Source organism: Anoxybacillus kestanbolensis (assembly GCF_001996285.1).
Classification (GTDB): Bacteria; Bacillota; Bacilli; order Bacillales; family Anoxybacillaceae; genus Anoxybacillus; species Anoxybacillus kestanbolensis_A.
In genome coordinates this window covers 318,174-341,124 of the sequence record NZ_MQAD01000005.1, presented here as the reverse complement: position 1 = coordinate 341,124, position 22,951 = coordinate 318,174, and the positions used below count along the sequence as shown (strand labels likewise).

Sequence of the window (22,951 nt, the reverse complement as noted above, 5' to 3'; positions counted from 1 at the left end):
AACAAAAAAGATTGTCTTAAAATAAAAGCAAATAAGCAAAAACTGTGGAGCTTATTTTACTCGTCTGATCGGCGAGCAACGCATAAGCACCAGCCAGTTTAGTCATTGTGCCATCACGATGATTAAACTGGCTTTTTATTTGTCGAAGGAGGAGAGATGATGTCGAATTGGATGGAACGAAGAAAAGAAGCGGTTGCAAGAGCGCCGTACAACGTGACAGAAATTTTTATTAAAGAAGCAAAAGGAGCGATCATTCGAGATATAAATGATCGCGAATATATCGACTTTGCCGGAGGAATTGGTGTACAAAACGTTGGACACTGTCATCCGAAAGTCGTCGCTGCCATTCAGCAACAAGCAGCAACATTTATTCATCCTTGTTTTCATGTGACACCTTATGAATCGTATGTGTTATTAGCAGAAAAATTAAATGAGTTAACACCGGGTGATTTTCCGAAAAAAACGATCTTTTTAAATAGTGGCGCAGAAGCAGTTGAAAATGCGGTGAAAATTGCAAGAAAGTACACCGGTCGTCCTGCGATTGTGTCGTTTACAGGGGGGTATCACGGTCGAACGTTATTGACGATGTCGCTGACAAGCAAAGTCATGCCATATAAAAAAGGATTTGGTCCGTTTGCTCCTGAAGTGTATAAATTTCCGTATCCATACTATTACCGTGCAAACGAGCAAACTATAGATGAAGTAGATAACCAACTCATTGAATCATTGAAACAGTTTTTCGTTGCGGAAGTAGCCCCTGATCACGTAGCAGCAATCATAATTGAACCAGTACAAGGAGAAGGGGGATTTGTCGTTCCGTCGGCGAAATTTATGCAAGCGATTCGTCGCATTTGTGATGAATACGGCATCGTCATGATTGCTGATGAAATTCAAACAGGTTTTGCGCGAACAGGACGCCTGTTTGCGATGGAGCACTTTGGTGTAGCGCCTGATTTGATGACGTTATCAAAGTCGATGGGAGCGGGGGTGCCAATTAGTGCAGTCGTCGGTCGACGCGAAATGATGGATGCACCAGAAGTCGGCCAGCTTGGCGGTACGTTCTCTGGAAGTCCGCTTGCATGTGCAGCTGCTTTAGCTGTTTTAGATGTGATCGAAGAAGAACAATTAGTTGTGCGTGCGCGTCATTTAGGTGAAAAAATGATGACACTTTTAACCGAAATGAAGCAACAGTTTGACATTATCGGTGACGTACGTGGGCTCGGAGCGATGTGCGCGATTGAGCTTGTGACAGATCGCGAGAAAAAAACGCCGGCGAAAGAACAAACGGCATATATTGTTTCTAATGCGTGGAAACGTGGAGCCATCTTTTTAAGCGCAGGACTGTACAGTAATGTTGTACGCTTTTTACCGCCACTTGTGATGACCGATGAACAACTAGAGCGCGGATTTTCAGTTTTGCGTGACTTACTAGCAGAAGTACAACAAAAGGTGGTGAAATGATGCGTGAAGTGAAAAATTATATTGGTGGCGAGTGGATCCAAGGGAAACATGAAACGATTGAACGTTACAACCCAGCCGATCAAAAAGAACTTGTCGCGGTCGTTGCTGGTTCATCTGTTCATGATGTAGATGAGGCGGTGTTTGCGGCGGTGAAAGCAAAGAAAAAATGGGCACAAACGGCCGCCCCAGAGCGTGGTGCGTATTTACAAAAAGTAGCTTATTTATTTGAGAAATATGCGGATGAGTTGGCAGAATTGGCTACGAAGGAAATGGGGAAACGTTTTGCTGAAACGAGAGGGGAGGTACATCGTAGCGCAGCCATTTTACGTTACTATGCGGGCGAAGGATTGCGAAAAATTGGTGAAGTACTACCGTCGTTTGATTCGAAAAACTTATTTTTTACAAAACGTGTTCCAGTTGGTGTCGTGGCAGTGATCGCTCCATGGAACTTCCCGCTCGCTATTCCGATATGGAAAATCGCACCCGCTCTCGTTTACGGCAATACGGTCGTATTTAAGCCCGCGTTAGAGGCAAGTGCTACGGGTGCGCGCATCGTTGAACTGTTTGTTGAAGCGGGGCTACCTCCAGGTGTTTTGAACTTAGTTGTTGGTCGTGGGAGTACGATTGGCGACGCCATTGTTGAACACAATAAAGTCGATGCCATTACATTTACTGGTTCGAATGCGATTGGTAGTGGAATTGCGAAAAAAGCAGCGGCTCGTGGAGCAAAATATCAACTTGAGCTCGGCGGAAAAAATCCAGCGATCGTTTTAAGTGACGCCGATGTCGATTTTGCTGCTCGACTTGTTGTAGAAGGAGCGATGAAGCAAACGGGACAACGTTGTACAGCAACGAGTCGTGTATTCGTTGAAAAAGAAGTCATGGACGTATTTCGAGAACGTGTCACTGAACATGTGAAGCGCATTCGTGTCGGCAATGGAATGGATGAACAAGTGACGATGGGGCCGGTTGTGTCAAAAGGGCAATTTGAAACGGTCCAACGCTATATCCATATTGGAAAACAAGAAGGGCGACTAATTGTTGGGGGAGGTGCTAGTAGTGATGTGGGGTGGTATATTGAACCGACGGTATTTGACTCTGTTTCCCATCAAGCTGTTATTGCTAGGGAAGAAATATTTGGGCCTGTGCTATCGATAATTGAAGCTGCATCTATTGATGAAGCGATTGAAATGGCAAACGACAGCATTTATGGCTTAAGTGCGTCATTGTTTACAAACAACTTATCGAAAGCACTTTACTTTATTGAACATATCGAAGCAGGCATGGTGCAAGTAAACAGTGAAACAGGTGGGGCAGAACCACAAGCACCTTTTGGCGGGATGAAGCAATCAAGTTCAGGTACGCGCGAACAAGGGCAAGCGGCCATTGAGTTTTTTACAGCATATCAAACGATTTCTATTCGACCACATCCAAATATGTGAGGGGATATGTGATGGATCAACAGTTTCATAAAGTACTAACGAAACTCGATGTGTTGTTATTAGCATTTGGTGCGATGATCGGTTGGGGATGGGTTGTACTCTCAGGTACGTGGATCACAAGTGCAGGGGCGTTTGGTGCAATCATCGCCTTTTTAATTGGAGGAATTCTTGTTATTTTTGTCGGTTTAACGTATGCGGAGTTGTCATCAGCCATGCCGAAAGTAGGAGGGGAACATTATTTCGTTTTACGTGCCCTCGGACCAAAGGCTTCATTTATCGCTGCTTGGGCAATAGCCCTTGGTTATTTATCGGTTGTTGCGTTTGAAGCTGTTGCGCTTCCAACCGTCATTGAGTATTTATTTCCAACATTTAAATTTGGTTATCTTTGGACGATTGTCGGGTGGGATGTAAACGCTTCCTGGGTAATGATTGGTATGCTCGGTTCCATCATCATTACGTGGATTAACTATCGTGGCGTAAAAAGTGCCGCCTTTCTACAAGTTGTATTAACGTTTGTCATTTTTCTTGTCGGCATGGCACTTTTAGGTGGTTCGCTTGTAAACGGAGAAGTAGCAAATTTACAGCCATTATTTAAAGATGGTTCAGCTGGTTTGCTCGCTGTACTAGTCATGACGCCGTTTATGTTCGTTGGTTTTGACGTCATTCCTCAAACGGCAGAGGAAATGAAAATCCCGCAACGTTCTATTGGAAAAATTCTTATTTTATCTGTCGCTCTAGCTGTTTTGTTTTATGTCGCCGTTGTGTTTGCGGTATCTTACATTTTACCAGACGATGTGTTAACAAACTCATCGCTTCCAACAGCAGATGCGATGGCTGCTGCGTTAGGCAGTTCATTTTTTTCGAAAGTGCTTATTATCGGGGGATTAGCTGGTATTTTAACAAGTTGGAACGCATTTATTATCGGAGGTAGCCGCGTACTCTATGCGATGGCGAAAGAGGAGTTTCTGCCACAATGGTTTGCCCACATCCATCCTGTATACAAAACACCATCAAACGCGATTTTATTTATTGGAACGCTCGCCACATTCGCTCCTCTACTAGGCAGACCAATGCTCGTTTGGCTTGTCGATGCAGGAGGGTTCTCCATCATTATCGCTTATTTCCTTGTTGCTTGGTCATTTATTGCATTACGCAAAAAAGAACCGAATATGCCAAGACCGTTTCAAGTCGGTCAATCATCAGCTGTTGGTTGGATTGCTCTTGTGTTGTCGATTGGATTTATTTTGTTATACATGCCAGGCATGCCATCACAGCTCGTTTGGCCGTATGAGTGGCTCATATTTATTGGATGGTGGGTCATTGGTGCATTTTTTATCGGGCGAATAAAGAAAAAAACGATGGAACAAACAGAACATGTACATCGAATGTAGGGGGGCAATACGCTCCTCTTTATTATTTTATAAGGTCATAAAACGATTTCATTTGTGTATACATGATACAAAAAGAAAGGAGGGCTTGTAGTGAATGCAGCAGAGGCGATCGTTCAATGTTTAAAAAGTGAGGACATTTCTCACGTTTTTTGTGTACCAGGGGAAAGTTATTTACCTATCCTTGATGCCCTTTTTTCTGAGAAGACGATCCAGCTCATTTCCGCTCGCCACGAAGGTGGAGCTGTCTTCATGGCAGAAGGGTATGCGAAGGCAAGCGGAAAAGTTGGTGTTGTGATGGCAACAAGAGCAGTAGGAGCTACAAACGCTGCTATCGGTATTCATACAGCTAAGCAAGATTCAACACCGATGGTTGTATTGTTAGGACAAGTTGCGCGAACATTTCGGGGACGTGAAGGATTTCAAGAGGTAGATGTTGAGGCATTTTTTCGTCCGCTCGCGAAATGGGCGATAGAAATTGATGACGCAAAAAGGTTACCAGAATTGCTAACGAGGGCGTTTCGAATTGCACAAACGGGAAGACCTGGTCCAGTTGTCGTTTCGCTTCCGGAAGATGTTCTTCATGAACAGATCGATCACGTAATCTTTTCGAAAACAATTGTTCCAAAACCAGCACCAAGCGAAGAAGACATCCAGCGTATCGAGCAATTGTTACAGTCAGCGAACCGTCCAGTCATTATTGCTGGCGGAGGGGTTATACGTTCAAAAGCTACCGATGTTCTTCGGCTATTTGCGGAAAAATGGTCGCTTCCTGTCATGGCATCTTTTCGTCGACATGACGTATTTCCAAACGATCATCAGCTCTATGTTGGTCATCTCGGTTTAGGCACACAACGAGCAATTATTGAAACAGTTGAACAAGCAGATGTGGTGTTAGCGATCGGCACCCGTTTGTCAGAAGTGACGACGCAAGATTATAAGCTATTATCAACGCAACAGCTCATTCATATCGATATTGATTATGATGTGATCGGCGTGACATACTCCCCCCATATCGGTGTTGTTGCTGATGCGAAAGAGGCGTTAAAGAGACTACTTGCTATTGAACTTCAACCAACATGGACGGCGTGGACAAAAAAACGGCGGGAAGCGTATGAGCAAGCATCATCCCTACCGCCTGTGAAACGGAACATCAATGAGATTGTCATCGACACCCTTCAACACCTTCTTCCTCCAGAATCGATCATTACAAATGATGCTGGGAATTTTGCAAGTTGGCTTCATTCATTTTTTCGATTTCAGCAACATACATATATTGGGCCAACGTCAGGAGCGATGGGGTATGGGCTACCCGCGGCTATTGGGGCAAAATTGGCTCATCCGCATCGTTCGGTCGTTTCATTAAGTGGAGACGGTGGGTTTATGATGACGATGCAAGAACTCGAAACGGCAGTTCGTTACAAAATTCCAATCATTAGTATTGTGTTTAACAATCAAATGTACGGAACGATTCGCATGTACCAAGAGCTTCGCTATCCAAAACGCGTCATCGGGACCGACTTAAGCGATATATCATTCGCACACATGGCGCATAGTCTTGGGGCCGACGGTGTGCGTGTAGAGACAGAAAAACAATTTTCACATGCGTTCACCGCCGCACTTCAAAACAATAAGCCGACTGTCATTGAAGTGATGACGGATCCGCATGTATTATCTCCGTTTTTAACAGTTGAACAAGCGAGAGGAGGAAAACAATGAAAGTATTAAACTATATCGATGGACGATGGATGCCGTCCGTAAGCGAGCAATTTGTTCCGATTATTAACCCAGCGAACGGTCAAAGTATCGGAGAAGTGACCGTATCGAATGAACAAGATGTAGAACAGGCGGTATCGGCGGCAAAACGAGCGCAAAAAGCATGGGCGCTCGTCCCTGCACCGAAACGCGCTGAAGTACTTTATAAAGTTGGCATGTTGTTGCAAGAGCGAAAAGAACAAATCGCACGCCTATTGACGATGGAAATGGGAAAGGTCATTGAAGAAGCGCGTGGTGAAGTGCAAGAAGGAATCGATATGGCATTTTACATGGCAGGAGAAGGAAGACGCTTATTTGGAGATACGACTCCGTCAGAGTTACCGAATAAATTTGCGATGAGCGTTCGGGCGCCAATTGGTGTCGTCGGCTTAATTACTCCATGGAACTTTCCGATTGCGATTGCTACGTGGAAATCATTCCCTGCGATCGTTGCTGGCAATGCGGTCGTTTGGAAACCTGCGCTCGAAACACCGATTATGGCACAGCAACTCGCGCAAATATTCGAGCAGGCCGGATTGCCAAACGGTGTATTTAACGTTGTACATGGACGCGGCTCTGTTGTTGGTGAATCGTTTGTTGAACATCGTGATGTAAAAGTTATTTCGTTCACGGGATCTAATGAGGTCGGAAGACGAATTGCGGAAACGTGCGGTCGTCATTTGAAAAAAGTATCGCTTGAAATGGGGGGAAAAAATGCCATTATCGTCATGGATGATGCGGATATCGACCTTGCTGTGGAAGCGATCATCTGGAGCGCTTTTGGTACATCTGGACAACGTTGTACGGCATGCAGCCGAATTATCGTTCATGAACGTGTGAGACAACAGCTGGAAGAACGTTTACTTGCAGCGATGAACACATTAACGGTGGGAAATGGGCTAGAGGAAGGAGTGAAAGTTGGACCAGTCATTAATCAAGGAGCGTTACAAAAAATTCATCATTACGTTCAAATCGGGAAAAACGAAGGAGCTACACTACTTGCAGGCGGATATATGTTGCAAGATGAGCAATACAAAGGCGGATTTTATTATGCCCCAACATTGTTTACAAACGTTACGCCAGAAATGACCATTGCACGTGAAGAAATTTTCGGTCCAGTCACATCGATTATATCTGTTCACAGTTTAGAAGAAGCGATTGAAGTAAATAACAGCGTCGATTACGGGCTTTCTAGCGCCATTTTCACACACGATATTCACCGAGCGTTTACAGCCATGCGTGATTTGGACACAGGAATTGTATATATTAACGCTGGAACGACAGGGGCGGAAATTCATTTGCCTTTTGGTGGAACGAAAGGAACAGGAAACGGACATCGTGATTCAGGTGTAGCGGCACTTGATGTGTTTACAGAATGGAAAAGTATTTATGTTGACTATAGCGGTAAATTACAACGTGCACAAATTGACGTGTGAGGGGGATGAGAGATGAATGTCATTGTACTTGGCGCAGGTTTAATGGGGAAAGAAGCTGTGCGTGACTTAATTGAACAACAAGCGGTATTATCGGTGACGCTCGCTGATGTCGATGAAGAAAAAGCAAAGGCGGTTCAACGTTCGTTGCCATCAGAAAAGATCAAAGTGAAGCGAGTAAATGCAACAAATGATCAAGAACTACAGGCTGTTATGCGAGGACATGATGTAGCCATTAATGCTCTCTTTTATACATTTAACGAAAACGTAGCGAAAGCGGCTATTGAAACGGGTGTACACGCTGTAGATTTAGGTGGACATATCGGACATGTGACGGATCGAGTTCTTGCTTTACATGAACAAGCAAAACGAGCGGGAGTGACATTAATTCCAGATTTAGGCGTTGCTCCGGGGATGATTAACATTTTAACAGGGTACGGGGCAAGTCAACTTGATCGCGTTCATACCATTAAATTATATGTCGGTGGCATTCCGCTTCGTCCAGAGCCACCACTTGAATACAATCACGTCTTTTCTCTTGAAGGCTTACTCGATCATTACACCGATCCTTCGTTTATTATTCGCGATGGGCAAAAACAACAAGTCCCATCTTTATCTGAAATTGAAACGATTTATTTTGAACGTTTCGGGCCGCTTGAAGCGTTTCATACATCCGGAGGAACATCAACATTGCCGCGTTCTTATCCGAATGTAAAATGTTTGGAATATAAAACTATTCGCTATCCGGGGCATGCGGAAAAATTTCAGCTTCTTGTCGATTTACAATTGACGCGTCGAGACTATGAAGTAGAAGTCAACGGGGTAGCCGTACGGCCGCGTGATGTTTTGTTAAAAGTGCTAACTCCTCTTTTAGAGTTAAAAGAAAAGGACGATGTTGTGTTATTACGTGTCATTGTAGCGGGAGAAAAGGATGGAAAAGAAAGAACGTACGAATATGAAATGGTAACACATAAAGATCGCCAAAAAAATGTGACAGCGATGGCACGTTCTACCGCATATACCGTTTCTGTCGTTGCACAAATGATTGGTGACGGAACGATTCAAAAGCGTGGGGCGTATCCGCCCGAACAAATTGTACCGGGTGATCGCTATATTGAAGAAATGATTCGCCGTGGTGTCGTTATTCGAGCGACTATGCATTAAAATTGTGAACAAAACGGTAAATTTTCTGATTGTTATGACGAGTGATTTGTTCATTATGCTAAAATATGTATACATCGAATAGATTTGGAGGTGAACATATGCTACATATTGTAGCCTGTATTAAGCAAGTGCCAGATACAAAAATTATTAAAATGAATCCGAAAACGAATACGATGGACCGTGCAAGTGCCCCGGCGATTTTAAACCCGTACGATGCTCATGCGGTTGAAGAAGCTGTACGGTTGAAAAAGAAATACGGTGGTACTGTATCGGTTTTAACGATGGGTCCTCCACCAGCAGTAAAAGCGATCAAAAAATGTATAGAGCTTGGAGCAGATGAAGGGTATATGATTTCAGACCGAGCATTTGCCGGAGCTGACACGCTTGCGACAAGTTATGCACTTACAAAAGCGCTTGAAAAAATCGCTAAACAGCGCCCGATTGACCTTATCATTTGTGGAAAAATGACGATTGACGGGGATACGGGGCAAGTCGGACCAGGTATTGCACGACGTTTAAACATTCCTCCTCTCACTGGCATAAACAAAGTTGTTGAAGTAAATAAAGAAAAAGGGTATGCGATCGTTCATCGCAAATTAGAAGATGGATATGAAGTAGTGAAATCGCAATTGCCCTGCTTGTTCACCGTTGAGAAAGACATCAATGACATCTCCTTTGCACCTTTGCCAAACATGATTAAAGCCGCACGATACCAGCCAACCATTTGGACAGCAGACGACTTAGAAAATGTAGACCGCAAACAGCTAGGACTAAAAGGATCTCCAACGATTGTATCCAAAGTATGGGCGCCGCCCAAGCCAGAAGGTGGAAAAATACTGACAGGAACAAAAGAACAACAAGTGGACGAACTTTTATCTATTTTACTTGAGAAAAAAGAGCTTTTTTCATAGGGGGAGTAGCAATGAATTTCGATGATTATCGGGGGATATGGATATATGTTGAAGTGAAAGACGGGCAAGTCGCCCCTGTGTCGTTAGAATTATTGGGGGCAGGGCGTGCACTTGCGGATAAACGGAAAACTGAACTTGCCGGCGTTTTAATTGGTAGCGGTGTAAAAACAGTTGCACCAACGCTTTTTCAATACGGTGCGGATGTTGTATATGTATACGACGATCCGATTTTTGAACATTATCGAACAGAGCCATATATGCGTGCCTTATTAGATTGCTGTCATAAACATAAACCTGAAGTTATTTTATATGGAGCAACACCGTCTGGAAAAGACTTAGCAAGTGCCATCGCCACTGATTTACCGACAGGATTAACAGCCGATACAACGATCCTCGATATTGAAGAAGATACCGGATTGTTATTGGCGAGCCGTCCTGCGTTTGGTGGAAATATTATGGCGACGATTTTATGTAAAAAATATCGTCCACAAATGGCAACGGTGCGTCCAAAAGTGATGAAAGCGCTACCTCCAGATCCGTCGCGCACAGGTCGCGTGGTCGAGGAACATATTGAATTACACGAAGAAGAAATGCGGACGAAAGTGTTAGAGATTGTCAGAGAAACGACAAAAAAAGTGCGCATTGATGAAGCAGATATTGTTGTTGCTGGCGGAAAAGGCATGGGCAGTAAAGAAGGGTTCCAACTCATTCATCAACTAGCCGAAGTGCTTGGCGGTGCGGTTGGGGCGAGCCGTGATGTCGTCGAAGCAGGATGGATTGACCATCATCACCAAGTCGGACAAACGGGTGTGACGGTGACGCCAAAAATTTATTTTGCGATCGGCATTTCTGGCGCGATCCAGCACGTCGTCGGCATGCAAAACTCTGAACTCATTATTGCGATCAATAAAGACCCGAACGCACCGATTTTCCAATCATGCCACTACGGCATTGTCGGCGATGCATTTGAAATTGTTCCACTTTTAATTGAACGGTTCAAAGAAGAAATTCCGAAGCTAAAAGCAGCTGCCGATGTGAAGGAGGAGATTCGCCATGCCTGAAAAATTTGACTGTATTGTCGTTGGCGCAGGTCCAGCTGGAACGGCCTGTGCGTATGAACTAGCAAAAGCAGGGGTCAACGTGCTGCTTTTAGAGCGCGGTGAATATCCAGGGGCGAAAAACGTTATGGGCGGCGTATTGTACCGTAAAATGATGGAAGACATCATTCCGAAATTTTATAAAGAAGCACCGCTAGAACGTCCAATCGTCGAGCAACGGTTTATGATGATGGATAAAGAATCGGCTGTCACGTTTAGCTATAAAGGGTTAGAGTGGGGACGTGAGCCGTACAACAATTTTACCGTATTGCGTGCGAAATTTGACCAATGGTTTGCCGAAAAAGCAGTGGAACAAGGGGCGCTTCTCGTTTGTGAGACCGTAGCAGTCGAATGTATTGTCGAAAACGGGCGCGTCGTTGGCGTACGGACGGATCGGCCAGATGGAGACATTTATGCCGATGTCGTCGTATTGGCTGATGGCGTCAACTCCCTTTTAGCAAAACAGCTCGGCTTCCATCGTGAATGGCGGCCAGATGAAGTCGCTTTGGCAACGATGGAAATTTTAAAACTAGATAAAAGCATTATTGAAGACCGCTTTAATCTCGAGCAAAACCAAGGCTGTACGATCGAGATTTTTGGCGATGCGACGAAAGGAATTGTTGGTACGGGCTTTTTATATACGAATAAAGATACGCTTAGCATTGGTGTCGGAACGCTGTTATCCGGGCTGATTAAGCATAAAATGAAACCGTATGATTTGCTTGAATATGTGAAAAATCATCCGATGATTCGTCCATACATTCAAGGGAGTGAACCTGTCGAATATTTAGCGCACTTGATCCCAGAAGGCGGCTATCATTCGATTCCGAAAGTCGCAGGTCACGGAGTGCTTGTCGTTGGCGATGCAGCGCAACTTGTCAATGCGATTCATCGCGAAGGTTCCAATATGGCGATGACATCTGGCCGACTAGCAGCAGAAACCATTATCATGGCAAAAGAGCAAAACGACTTTTCCGAAAGCATGCTTGACCAGTACCGGATGAAACTGATGGAAAGCTTTATCGGGCAAGATTTGAAAAAATATAAAGATGCGACGCATCATTTTGAGCGATTCCCACAATATTTTGAGCAATATATCCCAATGATGAACCGCGCCGCAAGCCAAATGTTTACCGTCGACGGCGCATCGAAATGGGAAAAACAGAAAAAAATTTGGCGTGACCTCGGCTCGGCGAAACAGAAGTTTAAGCTGGCACGCGATATGATGAAAGCATGGAAGGTGATGAAATAATGAAAGCGCAAACGATTGAAGAAAAGCAATATTTAGTCCGCTTTAATGCGGATACGAAATCGCATCTTCACGTGCTTGATGACAACATTTGTTTAACGAAATGCCCCGATAAAATTTGCACAATTTTTTGCCCAGCGTCTGTCTATAAATGGGAAGATATTCGCATGCACGTCGGCTATGAAGGGTGTCATGAGTGCGGCAGCTGTCGCATCGGCTGTCCGCACGAAAATATTCGCTGGGAATATCCACGCGGCGGTTATGGCATCGTCTTCCGTTTAGGGTGATCGCCATGTTTCACATCGGAGATTGCGTCGTCTATACGGATGGAACGAGAGGAATTGTGTTAGAAGTGACTGCCGATCGTTGCCGCGTCTTATGGGAAGACTACTTCGTCAGCTGGGAGAAAAAAGAACTGTTAAAAGTCGATGAAGAGCTAACAAAAAAACAAACAATTCGCGTTTCTTCTCATGTGAGCCACCCTTTATCGTAGGGTGGTTTTTATATACAATTTATTTTAGAAAATAGCTGTATGGAAGGAACATATGGGTTTATAATTGGAATTAGAAAGCGGTAAAGATAAGAATAAGGTGGATTTTATGTTCTTTCAACTGTTATGCTCACTTATTATTACGTTTTTGTTGTATGTGCTTATTGAACGAAAAGGAAAACCGCGAGAAAAAATACTGTTTTACACGTGTATTTTCATTTTTCTTTTTCTTTTATCCCGATTGTGAAGATAGTATAAAAGATTTTGTAGAAGGTATTTCTATCAACTGAGGGGTCTTTGCGTTCCTTTCATTCTTTACTTCATGGGCTTTTGCATTTTCTGTTTTTCCGTCTTCGTTGTTGCTTATTTTGCTTGTTTGTGCGGTGGTGGGATAAAAATGATGTTAGTCTAGATTATAGACACAACGAATAGGGAGAAGTTTAGTTTAGTTTTGTGTTGTGTTGTCTTTTTCGATAAATGTAATATTATAAAAAATTATTTTTCATACAAAGGAATGCAATTCGAATGATTAGAACTGTTGTTTTCGTCTTGGTTAGTTTACTCTTGAGTGGTTGCACAGGAACAAAGTCTTTTGAAGGGATGCTTTATAGTATTGGAGAAGATTATTTTGTCGTGGACTGTTCCCATGAAGTGAAGAAAAGGAAAAATAATGTAGAGGATATAAGCTATCCTTGTACAGTCCGAATCACAGATCAAACAAAATTTAGTGATGAAGATGGCAACAAATTAAGTGTTGACGACTTTACGGAAGAAGTAACTGTGAAAGTCATTCTTGCCACTCCTCAGACTATGAGTCAAAGTAAAGAAAGCAGAGACATTGAGGCTAGGGAGATTATATTGCTTAATCGATAGAATCTGATCCTTCAAGTGAAAAAACTGCCCGTTCGGTCGCAGAAATTGATAGGTTGGTCATCTGGATTCTGGCGCTTTTAGGGCTGTTGTTTGTAAATGTATTGGTAACATATAGAATCTGATCTTGGATTAAAAAGGGAATACTCTAAAGCTTCATCATTTCCACCATCCCATATGGGGTGGTTTTTTGTTATACTTGTTGCATCGATACATAGAAAGGACAACGAAGATGGAACGAGGACATTTGTTATTAATTGATGGAATGGCGTTATTGTTTCGGTCGTTTTATGCGACAGCACCACGTTGGATGATGAATAGCCGTGGGGTGCCGACGAATGCGGTATATGGGGTAGTGAAACAAATCGAAGCGGCGACAAATGTACTTCAACCAACGCATGTCGTTTGTTGTTGGGATATGGGAAGTACGACGTTTCGCACCGAATGGTTTCCGGGCTATAAGGCGAATCGTGGCGAGCCGCCGCATGAATTAATTCCGCAGTTTGATTTAGCGAAAGAAGTGGTTGCGATGCTTGGCATTCCGAATATCGGTGTGCTCGGTGCGGAGGCGGACGATTGCATCGGTTCGCTCGTCAAGCAATATCGCGAACATATGCAAATTTCTATTATGACAGGAGACCGCGATTTATTTCAGCTTCTTTCAGAACATGTCACTGTTTATTTGTTGGCAAAAGGCATTGGCAACTATGAGGCGTATACGCTCGAACGCTTTACTCAAGAAAAAGGGATTCAGCCTCATCAGCTTATTGATGTGAAGGCGCTTATGGGCGATGCAAGCGACAATTACCCAGGCGTGCGCGGCATCGGCGAAAAACAAGCGTTTAAACTTATTCAACAGTACGGTTCGATTGAAGGAATCTTGGAAAACTTAGCGAACTTAACAAATGCACAGCAACAAAAAATAACCGAACATCTCGACTTGCTTCATTTGTCGCGCAAACTGGCAGCCATTCATTGCGATATCCCAATTTCGTTGCGATTGGAAGAAGCAAAGTGGGATGGCGGGCGCAAGCGGTTTGCAGAAGTATTAGAAGCGATTCGGTAAGAGGTGAATACGTTTGAAAACATTAAAAGGAAAAAAGGCGGTAATAACAGGAGTAAGCCGGCAAAACGGAATCGGTGCGGCAATTTGCGAGGCGCTAGCCGAAGCAGGGGCAGATATTTTTTTCACGTACTGGAGCGCATATGACCGTACGATGCCGTGGGGGATGGAGCAAGACGAACCGCTTCGCATTCAACGAAAGCTAGAAGCGCTTGGTGTCGTGTGCCATTCCTTGGAATTCGATTTATCTAAAGAAGAATCCCCGCAAATATTGCTTGATAAGGTGTGCGAGTCATTTGGTGTACCGGACATTTTAGTAAACAACGCGTGCTATTCTGTTTCGCTTCCTTATTCAGCGTTAACAAGCGAAATGTTAGATCGCCACTATTTTGTTAATGTCAGAGCGCCGATCATGTTAAGTGTGGCATTTGCCAATATGTTTGAAAAACCACAAGGCGGACGGATTATCATGATGACATCGGGGCAGTCGCTTGGGCCGATGCCGGGAGAAAGCGCATATGCAGCGACAAAAGGGGCGCTCGATGCGTTTGTGAAAACGTTCGCTGTCGAAGTAGCCGAGAAAAAGATCACCGTAAACGCCATCAACCCAGGACCTACCGATACAGGATGGATGGACGAAGAACTAAAGCAGTACCTTCTTCCGAAATTTCCGTTCGGTCGAATTGGCACACCAAACGATGCCGCGCGCCTCGTTCGCTTTTTAGCAAGCGACGAAGCCGAATGGATTACCGGGCAAGTCATTCATTCCGAAGGCGGATTTTTGCGGAGATAGGGGGATGGTCACATAAATGCATAACAAAAAAGCATTGTTATTCGCTTTTTTTCTTATTCCCGTACCATTTATTTTCCATTTTTATGAGTACGGACGCTATATGGAAAGGAAAGGAGCACCATTTTTACTGTTTGGATTTTTACTTGCTATTTTGCTAGGTGGCGTCATTGCAGTAAAGATAAATATATTGCTCGTTAGTTTGCTGAATAGCATCAATTTAGTGCTCTCTCTAGTTTTAGCTACTGTTTTTATACCAGATAATCCTAGTTGGTTTACCGTAGTAGGGAGGAACGGGGCCGTCGTTTTTATTTGGAGCATTTACTTAGCTGGACAAATGTTTATCAAGGGGATATTGCATGTTGTGCGGCAATAAAAACAGCCCCACGTGGAGGCTGGTTTTTATATGTTTTATTGATTTAGGAAATATTTTTCAATATCGTCAAGCATATAGTTAGCTGCAAGTACACCGCCAGCTGTATTCCAAATGGCATCGCTAACTTTGTACACTTTTCCTTGTTTTGCTACGTTTAAATTTTTGAAAAGTGGATCGTTAATCCATTCATCTTCTACTTTTGTAGCCGCTCCGTCTCCTTCTTCATATGTGAAATAAAAGAGGATGTCGCCGTCCATTGCTGGAATCCGTTCTTTTGTTACCCCTTTTTCTGCAAAATCGTTGACATTTTGTGATTCAGGGCGTGCGAATCCTAGTTGATCTAAAATAACACCAGAGAAGGAGTCTTTGTGATAGATGCGTACATCACCGGCTAAGAAACGAACAATGGAAACTTTCATCTGTAGCTTGTCGCCTAACTTCGCCTTCAAATCTTCAATGCGTTGATCATACGCTGCCATGATTTCTTTTCCTTTTTCTTCTTTGTTTACTGCTTTTGCATAGAGCATGAAGTTTTCTTTCCAGTTTCCTTTTAACGTTTCAGAAAAAACAGTTGGAGCGATCGCATTTAATTGCTCGTAAATTTTTTCTTGACGTAATTTGTTCCCAATAATTAGGTCTGGTTTTAATGAAGCGATTGCTTCTAAACTTGGCTCACTTTCTGTTCCAATCTCTTTTACGCCATCCATTTGATCTTTAATATGATCGTACCAAGGATCTCCAAGCCACGATCGAACGGCACCAACTGGCTTTACCCCTAACGCCAATAATGCTTCTGTTCCTTCGTTCGTTAAAATAACAACACGCTTAGGTGTACCTTTTATTTCAGCTGTACCCATAGCATGCTCGACTGTATAAGTTACAGGTTTTTCTTCATCTTGCTTTGTCGTTGTTTCTTCGTTCGAACCGTTGCAAGCGCTAAGAACAAAAAGAAGAACAACCATCATTGCTAGCATAAAAGAAAATTTTTTCATATGTACGCCTCCTGTATGAAAATGATTTTCGTTAACGAATAAAATAATAATATGAATGATAATCATTGTCAATCAAATTATATAATTGAATTTATAATTGACTTGTCGAGATTTCAAATAATATATAAATTTATTGACACTGATATTCGATATCAAATAGACTTTATGTGAGGATACAAATCATAGTAAGGGGATTATCTACAATGTTAGAAAACAGTACAAAACGGTTTGTTGGACTGCTTTTATTTGTGCTTATATTTTTTACTAGTATGTGGATGAGCATCATTTATGGTTACACGGATACTAGTTATCAAGCGGCCATTGAGGCACTGACAAATAAAGGGGATTCAAATGAGCATCTTGTTATTAATACAGTCCGTTTGCCACGTGCGCTGATTGGCGCTGCTGTTGGGGCAAGCTTGGCCATGGCAGGCGCACTTATGCAAGCGTTAACGAAAAACCCACTTGCTTCCCCTGGAATTTTTGGAATTAATGCCGGGGCAGGGTTTTTGATTGTGCTATGCGTAACTTTTTTTCAAGTTAGTTCGCTTCGTATGTTTTCCTTGCTCGCTTTAATCGGTGCTGCACTTGCAGCGATCATTGTATTTGTCATTAGTTCGGTTGGAAAAGAGGGAATGACACCGATTAAATTAACGTTAGCAGGTACAGCTGTAGCAACCCTTTTTACTTCTCTAACACAAGGACTATTAGTTGCAAACGAAAAAGCATTAGAAGAAGTGCTGTTTTGGCTGGCTGGCTCTGTTTCAGGACGAAAATTAGAGATGTTAACTTCTGTTCTTCCTTACTTTCTAATTGCGTGGATTGGGTCTCTTTTATTGGCGTCAAAGATCAATATTATCATGCTAGGAGATGATGTGGCAAAAGGATTGGGACAACGTACGAATTTGGTGAAGTTAACCATAGCTATTTTCATTGTTTTATTAGCAGGAAGTTCTGTGGCAGTAGCGGGACCGATAGGTTTTATAGGAATTATTGTTCCTCATATTGCTCGTGCATTTGTCGGGAATGACCATCGATGGTTACTGCCATATTGTGCGTTCATTGGGGGAAGTCTATTAAACTTTGCAGACATCGGGGCTCGCTATATATTAATGCCACAAGAAGTGCCTGTCGGAATTATGACTGCCTTTATTGGAGTTCCGTTTTTTATTTATGTTGCCCGTAGGGGGATTTTAAAATGAGAAAGTACATACCATTTCGAATGGGAAAATACATTTCCTTTTTAATGGACAAAAGAGCGATTGTTACTTGTGTAATGCTGGTAATCATTTCTGTTTTTTTGTTTCTTCTTAGCACAGGTATTGGAGAAATGTATATTTCCCCAGCAAATGTGATTAAAACGCTATTAGGTAGTGGGAGTGAAATGGACGAGATTGTCGTTTATTCATTTCGTCTTCCTCGAATGATTATCGCATTTTTTGCGGGAATGTCATTAGCAGTAGCTGGCGCTATTCTTCAGGGGATGATACGTAACCCACTCGCTTCTCCAGATGTACTCGGGATGACTAGTGGTGCAGCTGTAGCGGTTGTTTTATTTTTGACCGTATTTAGTGATAAAAATGGATCACTTATCGTTAGTATTCACTGGTTACCTTTAGGTGCTTTTATAGGGGCGACGATCGCGGTGTTTCTTGTGTATATGCTAGCTTGGAAAAACGGTGTCTCTCCGATTCGCCTTGTCTTGATCGGGATAGGAATCGCTGCGCTCATGCAAGCTTTTACCACTTTATTCATGCTTATTGGGACGATTTATCGAGCGAGTCAAGCAAACATTTGGATTACTGGAAGTGTATATGGCGCCTCTTGGAAACAAGTTGTTATTTTTGTACCTTGGGCTCTTCTCGCCGTATTTATTAGTTTTATCTCCGTTCGACAAATCAACATTCAAGAATTGGGTGAAGAGCTCGCGGTTAGCGCAGGTGTTTCTTTGCAAAAACAGCGCTTGTTTCTTCTCTTATTAAGTACAGCGCTAACCGGAGGAGCTGTAGCATTTGCTGGAGGTATTGGCTTTGTCGGCTTGATGGCTCCGCATATGGCGAGAAGATTAGTAGGTTCTTCTTTTGGGGGGATGTTGCCGACAGCTGCTTTGTTAGGTGGTATTCTCGTGTTACTTGCGGATTTATTGGGACGGACACTGTTTGCTCCCTTAGAAATTCCAGCGGGTGTATTCACCGCGGCAATTGGAGCTCCTTATTTTATTTATTTATTGTATAAAAATCGAAATGCGTAGCGAGGTGAAAATATGAGTATTTTACAAACAAAGTCACTTACACTGTCTTATGGAAATTCAATCGTCATTGATGAGCTAAATATGGGCATTCCAAAAGGTGAAATTACTGTTTTCATTGGTGCGAATGGGTGTGGAAAATCAACCTTATTGCGCTCGCTTGCTCGGTTATTAAAGCCGATCGGTGGAACGGTACTGCTTGAGGGAAAAGAAATCGCAACAATGCCAACAAAAGAAGTGGCGAAAAAGATGGCAATTTTGCCCCAGTCACCAACTGTACCAGAAGGGTTGACCGTTTTGCAGCTTGTCAAACAAGGGCGTTATCCGCACCAAACATGGTTAAAACAATGGTCAAAAGAGGATGAAGAAACGGTGCAGCGTGCACTTGAGTCGACTAGCATGGTAGAGTTGGCAGAGCGTTCGGTTGACTCTCTCTCCGGAGGACAGCGTCAACGTGCATGGATTGCGATGACATTGGCACAAGATACAGAAGTCATTTTACTTGATGAACCGACAACTTATTTAGATATGGCACATCAAATCGAAATTCTTGACTTATTGTTTACATTACATGAACAAGAAAAGCGAACGATTGTCATGGTGCTTCATGATTTAAATTTGGCGTGCCGTTATGCTCATCATATCGTTGCCATTCGTGACAAAACTGTATATGCACAAGGGAAACCAGAGAAAATTATTTCACGTGAACTTGTCAAAGATGTTTTCCAGCTCGACTGTGAAGTAATTTACGATCCTTTATTCGGAACACCTCTATGTATTCCATATGGAAGAGGTAGATATCTTTTGGATAGGGAAGGAGTATCATGATGAATCTTTCTGAAGATGAGATAAAACAGCTAGAGAGATTTCGTTTTTCAAACAAACGCACGATGTCTCCTTTATCTATTCGGCTTGATCGACTGCATGATGAAAGGGAGCTTGCGATATACTTACAACGTGTACAACAAAAAATTGGAGCCCGAAATCAAGTCGTTTCCGCCTCGATATTGATGAAAAGATATAGCTTTTTTATCGCCATCGTGTTATATGCAATGTCTGTATGGAATAAACGTCTTCCGTTGTCTTTTCGACAAATATGGATGGAAACGGACAATGAACTAACACCATGGATCCCTACCTTTTGTTTTGAGTCGCTTACATATACAACATTTAGTGAAAATCGCGACAAATGGCGTACGCAAATCATTGAACAGCTTTTTGCAGAACACCTTGCTTTATTCATTGGGCAATTGCGGAAAATCACGAACATTTCACCATTAATCTTGTGGGAGAATGTCTCGATTTATGTCATTTGGTTATACGAAACGTTACTAGAAGAAAATCAGGTTTGTGATGTACGTCGGCAAATTTATGACGATTTTCTGTTTATTGTGCAAAAAGCAGACGGAAAGTTGTTCGGACCATATTCCGAAAATCCATTATATCGTTTTTGGAAGGGAGAAAGTCGTACTCGAAGAACAACGTGTTGTCTTTTTTATCAAACAGCTAAGCAAGCACACTGTAAAACATGTCCCATTAGATATATGAAATAGAGAGCCAGCCCCATATAGAGGCTGGTTTTTATGTCCGCACTTGCCCGTTCCCGTACACGAGCGTTTTTGTTGTCGTGATGGCGCGTAAGCCCATTGGACCGCGGGCGTGCAGTTTTTGCGTGCTAATGCCGATTTCCGCGCCGTATCCGAACTGTTCGCCATCGGTGAAGCGGGTAGAGGCGTTATGATACAATACAGCGGCATCGACGCGAGCGAAAAATTGCTCCACGTGTTCCTTACATTCAGAAATAATTGCTTCGGAATGTTTTGTGCCGTAGCGCTCAATATGCTCTATCGCTTCATCGACTGTTTCAACGAGCTTCACCGCTAGAATCGGGGCTAAAAATTCGGTTGCCCAATCTTCTTCTGTCGCTTCACGGACGAACGGATATGTAGCCGCAAGCTGTTTGTCGGCACGCAATTCGATCCCTTTTTCGTGCAACGTTTCAAGCAACTCGTTTATATATGGCCATTTTTGATGAATGATGACCGTTTCAACTGCATTGCAAACGGACGGGCGCTGCAGTTTGGCGTTTATGACAATATCAATCGCCATTTCTTTTTCGGCAGAGTCGTCAATGAAAATATGGCAATTGCCGACACCTGTTTCTAACACAGGAATCGTGGCGTTTTCGACGACCGATTGAATAAGGCCAGCGCCGCCGCGCGGGATGAGTACGTCTACATATTCCTTTAAACGAAACATATGTTGTGCCGTTTCGCGACTCGTATCTTCTAGTAGTTGAATCGTATCGGTTGGAACCGACGAACGTTTTAGCGCCTCTTGCATGACCGAAACGAGCGCTTTGTTTGAGTAAATGGCGGAAGAACTGCCGCGCAACAAGACAGCATTTCCTGTTTTTAAGCAAAGGCTAGCCGCATCGACGGTGACATTTGGTCGTGCTTCATACACCATGCCGACGACGCCAAGCGGCACACGAATTTGTTTTAAGAATAGCCCATTTGGTCGCGTCCATTGTTCGATCGTTTCGCCAATCGGATCTGGTAGGTCGATGACTTGTTGGACGCCATTGGCGATTTGCTTGATGCGTTCTTCTGTTAATTGCAAACGATCAAGTAGGGAAGGGGAGAGACCGTTTTCTTTCCCGTTCGCCATATCTTTTTCATTTTCTTGTAAAAGATATGGCATTTGCGCAATTAACGCTTCTGCGATCATCGAAAGCGCCTCATTTTTTTCTTCTGTTGACAATATCCCTAATTGCTTGGCAGCTTGCTTTAATTTTTTCGCTTTGGCGATTAGTTCGCTCATTCCTTTTCGCTCCTTTCGTTTTCAACAAACAGATATCCTTTTTAAACATACTAAGTTGTCGCGATGAATGACTTCTGGACGATGATGGAAAGAGTATCGTTTTGCTTTTTCACTTGAAAGCCCTTTTACCTTCGCTAAATCGCTTGCCGCATAATATACTTGCCCTCTAGCGATCACATCGCCTTTTTGATTGACGACATTGACGACATCTAGCGCTTGAAACGAACCGAATACATTCGTCACACCAGCAGGTAATAAACTTTTTCCTTTATGCAAAATGGCTGTTTCTGCTCCTTCATCGATTTCGATTGCTCCGGTGACTTCGGAATGGTATGCAATCCATTGTTTGCGCATTTGCATATGTTCTTGAAAAGGGGAGCCGATATACGTCCCATCGCCTTTTCCTTCTAAAATATGCTTCAGTTTTTCTTTTCCTGTTCCTGTACCGATAAAGACGCTGACACCGAAGGAAAGCGCCTTTTGCGCGGCAAGTAGCTTCGATTTCATACCTCCTGTGCCAACCGTTGATCCGCTTCCGCCTGCTTGTTCCATCAGTTCGTCAGTAATTTCCGAAAGAAAATGATATTTTTTTGCTTCAGGGTGATTTGGATGTTTGTCATATAGCCCATTAATGTCCGTTAAAATAATAAGAGCATCAGCATGCAAAAAACCGGCTACAAGCGCGGACAATAAATCGTTATCTCCGAACGTCAACTCTTCCACTGAAATTGAGTCGTTTTCATTAATAATTGGAAGAACGCCACGTTCTAACAATGTAGAAATTGTCGCAAATAAGTTACGAAACCGCTCGCGATCGTAAAAATCTGCGCGTGTTAACAACAATTGCCCGGTAACGATACCAAACGAACGAAAAGCAGAAATGTAGCTTTGCATGAGCACCCCTTGCCCGACTGCGGCAGCTGCTTGTTTTCCTGCGATTGTTTTTGGTCGCGAGCGATACCCGAGCAATCCAAACCCAGCGGCGACCGCTCCAGAAGAAATGAGAATGACATCGTGTCCAAGTTGTTTCATATACGCCAGTGCTTCGACATGTTCACGAATCTTTTGCTCCGAGAGTGTGCCGTTTGTTTCTGTTAATGAGCTACTGCCAATTTTTATAACGATTCGTTTTTTTTTCACTATTTCACTCCTTTACTACAAAATAAAAAACGCTCCTCCGCCCTTGTTGAAAAGGACGGAAAAGCGTCGTTTCCGCGGTACCACCTTTTTTGGCGCAAATCGCGCCCACCTCTTGCCCTGTAACGTAGGAGAAAACGGCTTATGTTTGCATAAGCGGCCGTATAGGGTAGGTTCAACCGACTTCCCGTGAGGAACCTTCCAGCCTATGGGTTCCACTCTCTTGCACGTTCCATCGGTTTACTCGTCCCGTGCCTTTTTC

The 22,951-nt window shown here is 43.2% G+C and carries 22 protein-coding genes; 19 read left to right on the top strand and 3 right to left on the bottom strand.

The features are described from left to right. Positions 1 to 159: 159 nt before the first annotated feature. The 15 genes from gabT (at position 160) to BO219_RS04045 (ending at position 15,489) form a co-directional block, all read left to right on the top strand. Positions 160 to 1,461 carry a 4-aminobutyrate--2-oxoglutarate transaminase gene (gene gabT, locus BO219_RS04115; RefSeq protein WP_077428506.1) on the top strand — a complete coding sequence of 434 codons (1,302 nt, stop codon included), beginning with the start codon at positions 160 to 162 and terminating at the stop codon, positions 1,459 to 1,461. Continuing rightward, a complete protein-coding gene (locus tag BO219_RS04110; protein ID WP_171700014.1) occupies positions 1,461 to 2,903 on the top strand; it encodes an aldehyde dehydrogenase family protein in 1,443 nt (480 codons plus the stop codon). The genes gabT and BO219_RS04110 overlap by 1 nt, the downstream gene beginning before the upstream one ends. An 11-nt stretch (positions 2,904 to 2,914) precedes the next feature. Beyond that, entirely contained in the window at positions 2,915 to 4,294 is a 1,380-nt protein-coding gene (locus tag BO219_RS04105) for an APC family permease (protein ID WP_077428504.1), read from the top strand. A 90-nt stretch (positions 4,295 to 4,384) separates the two neighbouring features. Next, a complete protein-coding gene (locus tag BO219_RS04100; protein ID WP_077428503.1) occupies positions 4,385 to 6,010 on the top strand; it encodes a thiamine pyrophosphate-binding protein in 1,626 nt (541 codons plus the stop codon). Further along, a complete protein-coding gene (locus tag BO219_RS04095) occupies positions 6,007 to 7,482 on the top strand; it encodes an aldehyde dehydrogenase family protein (RefSeq protein ID WP_077428502.1) in 1,476 nt (491 codons plus the stop codon). Before BO219_RS04100 ends, BO219_RS04095 begins: the two co-directional genes overlap by 4 nt. Before the next feature lie 12 nt (positions 7,483 to 7,494). Next, positions 7,495 to 8,643, top strand: a complete 1,149-nt coding sequence (locus tag BO219_RS04090) for a saccharopine dehydrogenase family protein (protein WP_077428501.1) — start codon at positions 7,495 to 7,497, stop codon at positions 8,641 to 8,643. 98 nt (positions 8,644 to 8,741) lie between these two features. Next, positions 8,742 to 9,554: an electron transfer flavoprotein subunit beta/FixA family protein gene (locus tag BO219_RS04085; protein ID WP_077428500.1), complete on the top strand. Its 813-nt coding sequence runs from the start codon at positions 8,742 to 8,744 to the stop codon at positions 9,552 to 9,554. An 11-nt stretch (positions 9,555 to 9,565) separates the two neighbouring features. Continuing rightward, positions 9,566 to 10,615 (top strand): electron transfer flavoprotein subunit alpha/FixB family protein, encoded by a 1,050-nt coding sequence (locus tag BO219_RS04080; protein ID WP_077428499.1) that lies wholly within the window; start codon positions 9,566 to 9,568, stop codon positions 10,613 to 10,615. Next, positions 10,608 to 11,903, top strand: coding sequence for an FAD-dependent oxidoreductase (locus tag BO219_RS04075; protein ID WP_077428498.1), 1,296 nt, complete (start codon positions 10,608 to 10,610; stop codon positions 11,901 to 11,903). The genes BO219_RS04080 and BO219_RS04075 overlap by 8 nt, the downstream gene beginning before the upstream one ends. Continuing rightward, on the top strand, positions 11,885 to 12,187 hold the full coding sequence (locus tag BO219_RS04070; protein ID WP_077428497.1) for a ferredoxin family protein: 303 nt from the start codon (positions 11,885 to 11,887) through the stop codon (positions 12,185 to 12,187). Before BO219_RS04075 ends, BO219_RS04070 begins: the two co-directional genes overlap by 19 nt. 5 nt (positions 12,188 to 12,192) lie before the next feature. Further along, positions 12,193 to 12,393, top strand: a complete 201-nt coding sequence (locus tag BO219_RS04065) for a hypothetical protein (RefSeq protein WP_077428496.1) — start codon at positions 12,193 to 12,195, stop codon at positions 12,391 to 12,393. Between the two features lie 522 nt (positions 12,394 to 12,915). Then, positions 12,916 to 13,263 (top strand): hypothetical protein, encoded by a 348-nt coding sequence (locus BO219_RS04060; RefSeq protein WP_077428495.1) that lies wholly within the window; start codon positions 12,916 to 12,918, stop codon positions 13,261 to 13,263. A 229-nt stretch (positions 13,264 to 13,492) separates the two neighbouring features. Continuing rightward, positions 13,493 to 14,326 (top strand): 5'-3' exonuclease, encoded by an 834-nt coding sequence (locus BO219_RS04055; RefSeq protein WP_077428494.1) that lies wholly within the window; start codon positions 13,493 to 13,495, stop codon positions 14,324 to 14,326. A 13-nt stretch (positions 14,327 to 14,339) separates the two neighbouring features. Continuing rightward, positions 14,340 to 15,116, top strand: a complete 777-nt coding sequence (locus tag BO219_RS04050) for an SDR family oxidoreductase (RefSeq protein ID WP_077428493.1) — start codon at positions 14,340 to 14,342, stop codon at positions 15,114 to 15,116. A gap of 16 nt (positions 15,117 to 15,132) precedes the next feature. Next, positions 15,133 to 15,489: a hypothetical protein gene (locus tag BO219_RS04045; protein ID WP_077428492.1), complete on the top strand. Its 357-nt coding sequence runs from the start codon at positions 15,133 to 15,135 to the stop codon at positions 15,487 to 15,489. 35 nt (positions 15,490 to 15,524) lie between these two features. Here BO219_RS04045 and BO219_RS04040 read toward each other — a convergent pair whose 3' ends face one another. Next, positions 15,525 to 16,463, bottom strand: a complete 939-nt coding sequence (locus tag BO219_RS04040; protein WP_420807097.1) for an ABC transporter substrate-binding protein — start codon at positions 16,461 to 16,463, stop codon at positions 15,525 to 15,527. A gap of 221 nt (positions 16,464 to 16,684) precedes the next feature. On the opposite strand from BO219_RS04040, the gene BO219_RS04035 reads away from it, so the two are divergent. From BO219_RS04035 to BO219_RS04020, 4 genes are read left to right on the top strand one after another with little or no spacing between them, the layout of a single operon-like run. Further along, positions 16,685 to 17,683, top strand: coding sequence for a FecCD family ABC transporter permease (locus BO219_RS04035; protein ID WP_077428491.1), 999 nt, complete (start codon positions 16,685 to 16,687; stop codon positions 17,681 to 17,683). Continuing rightward, complete coding sequence (locus BO219_RS04030; RefSeq protein ID WP_077428490.1) at positions 17,680 to 18,732, top strand: FecCD family ABC transporter permease; 1,053 nt, start codon at positions 17,680 to 17,682, stop codon at positions 18,730 to 18,732. The genes BO219_RS04035 and BO219_RS04030 overlap by 4 nt, the downstream gene beginning before the upstream one ends. A 12-nt stretch (positions 18,733 to 18,744) precedes the next feature. Next, complete coding sequence (locus BO219_RS04025) at positions 18,745 to 19,557, top strand: ABC transporter ATP-binding protein (RefSeq protein ID WP_077428489.1); 813 nt, start codon at positions 18,745 to 18,747, stop codon at positions 19,555 to 19,557. Beyond that, positions 19,557 to 20,282, top strand: a complete 726-nt coding sequence (locus tag BO219_RS04020) for an IucA/IucC family C-terminal-domain containing protein (RefSeq protein WP_077428488.1) — start codon at positions 19,557 to 19,559, stop codon at positions 20,280 to 20,282. Before BO219_RS04025 ends, BO219_RS04020 begins: the two co-directional genes overlap by 1 nt. Positions 20,283 to 20,310: 28 nt before the next feature. Here BO219_RS04020 and BO219_RS04015 read toward each other — a convergent pair whose 3' ends face one another. Together BO219_RS04015 and proB are read right to left on the bottom strand one after the other, a co-directional pair. Then, the gene (locus BO219_RS04015; RefSeq protein WP_077428487.1) at positions 20,311 to 21,552 is read right to left on the bottom strand and encodes a glutamate-5-semialdehyde dehydrogenase; all 1,242 of its coding nucleotides are present in this window, start codon (positions 21,550 to 21,552) and stop codon (positions 20,311 to 20,313) included. A 21-nt stretch (positions 21,553 to 21,573) separates the two neighbouring features. Further along, the gene (gene proB, locus BO219_RS04010) at positions 21,574 to 22,692 is read right to left on the bottom strand and encodes a glutamate 5-kinase (RefSeq protein WP_077428486.1); all 1,119 of its coding nucleotides are present in this window, start codon (positions 22,690 to 22,692) and stop codon (positions 21,574 to 21,576) included. Positions 22,693 to 22,951 lie beyond the last annotated feature (259 nt).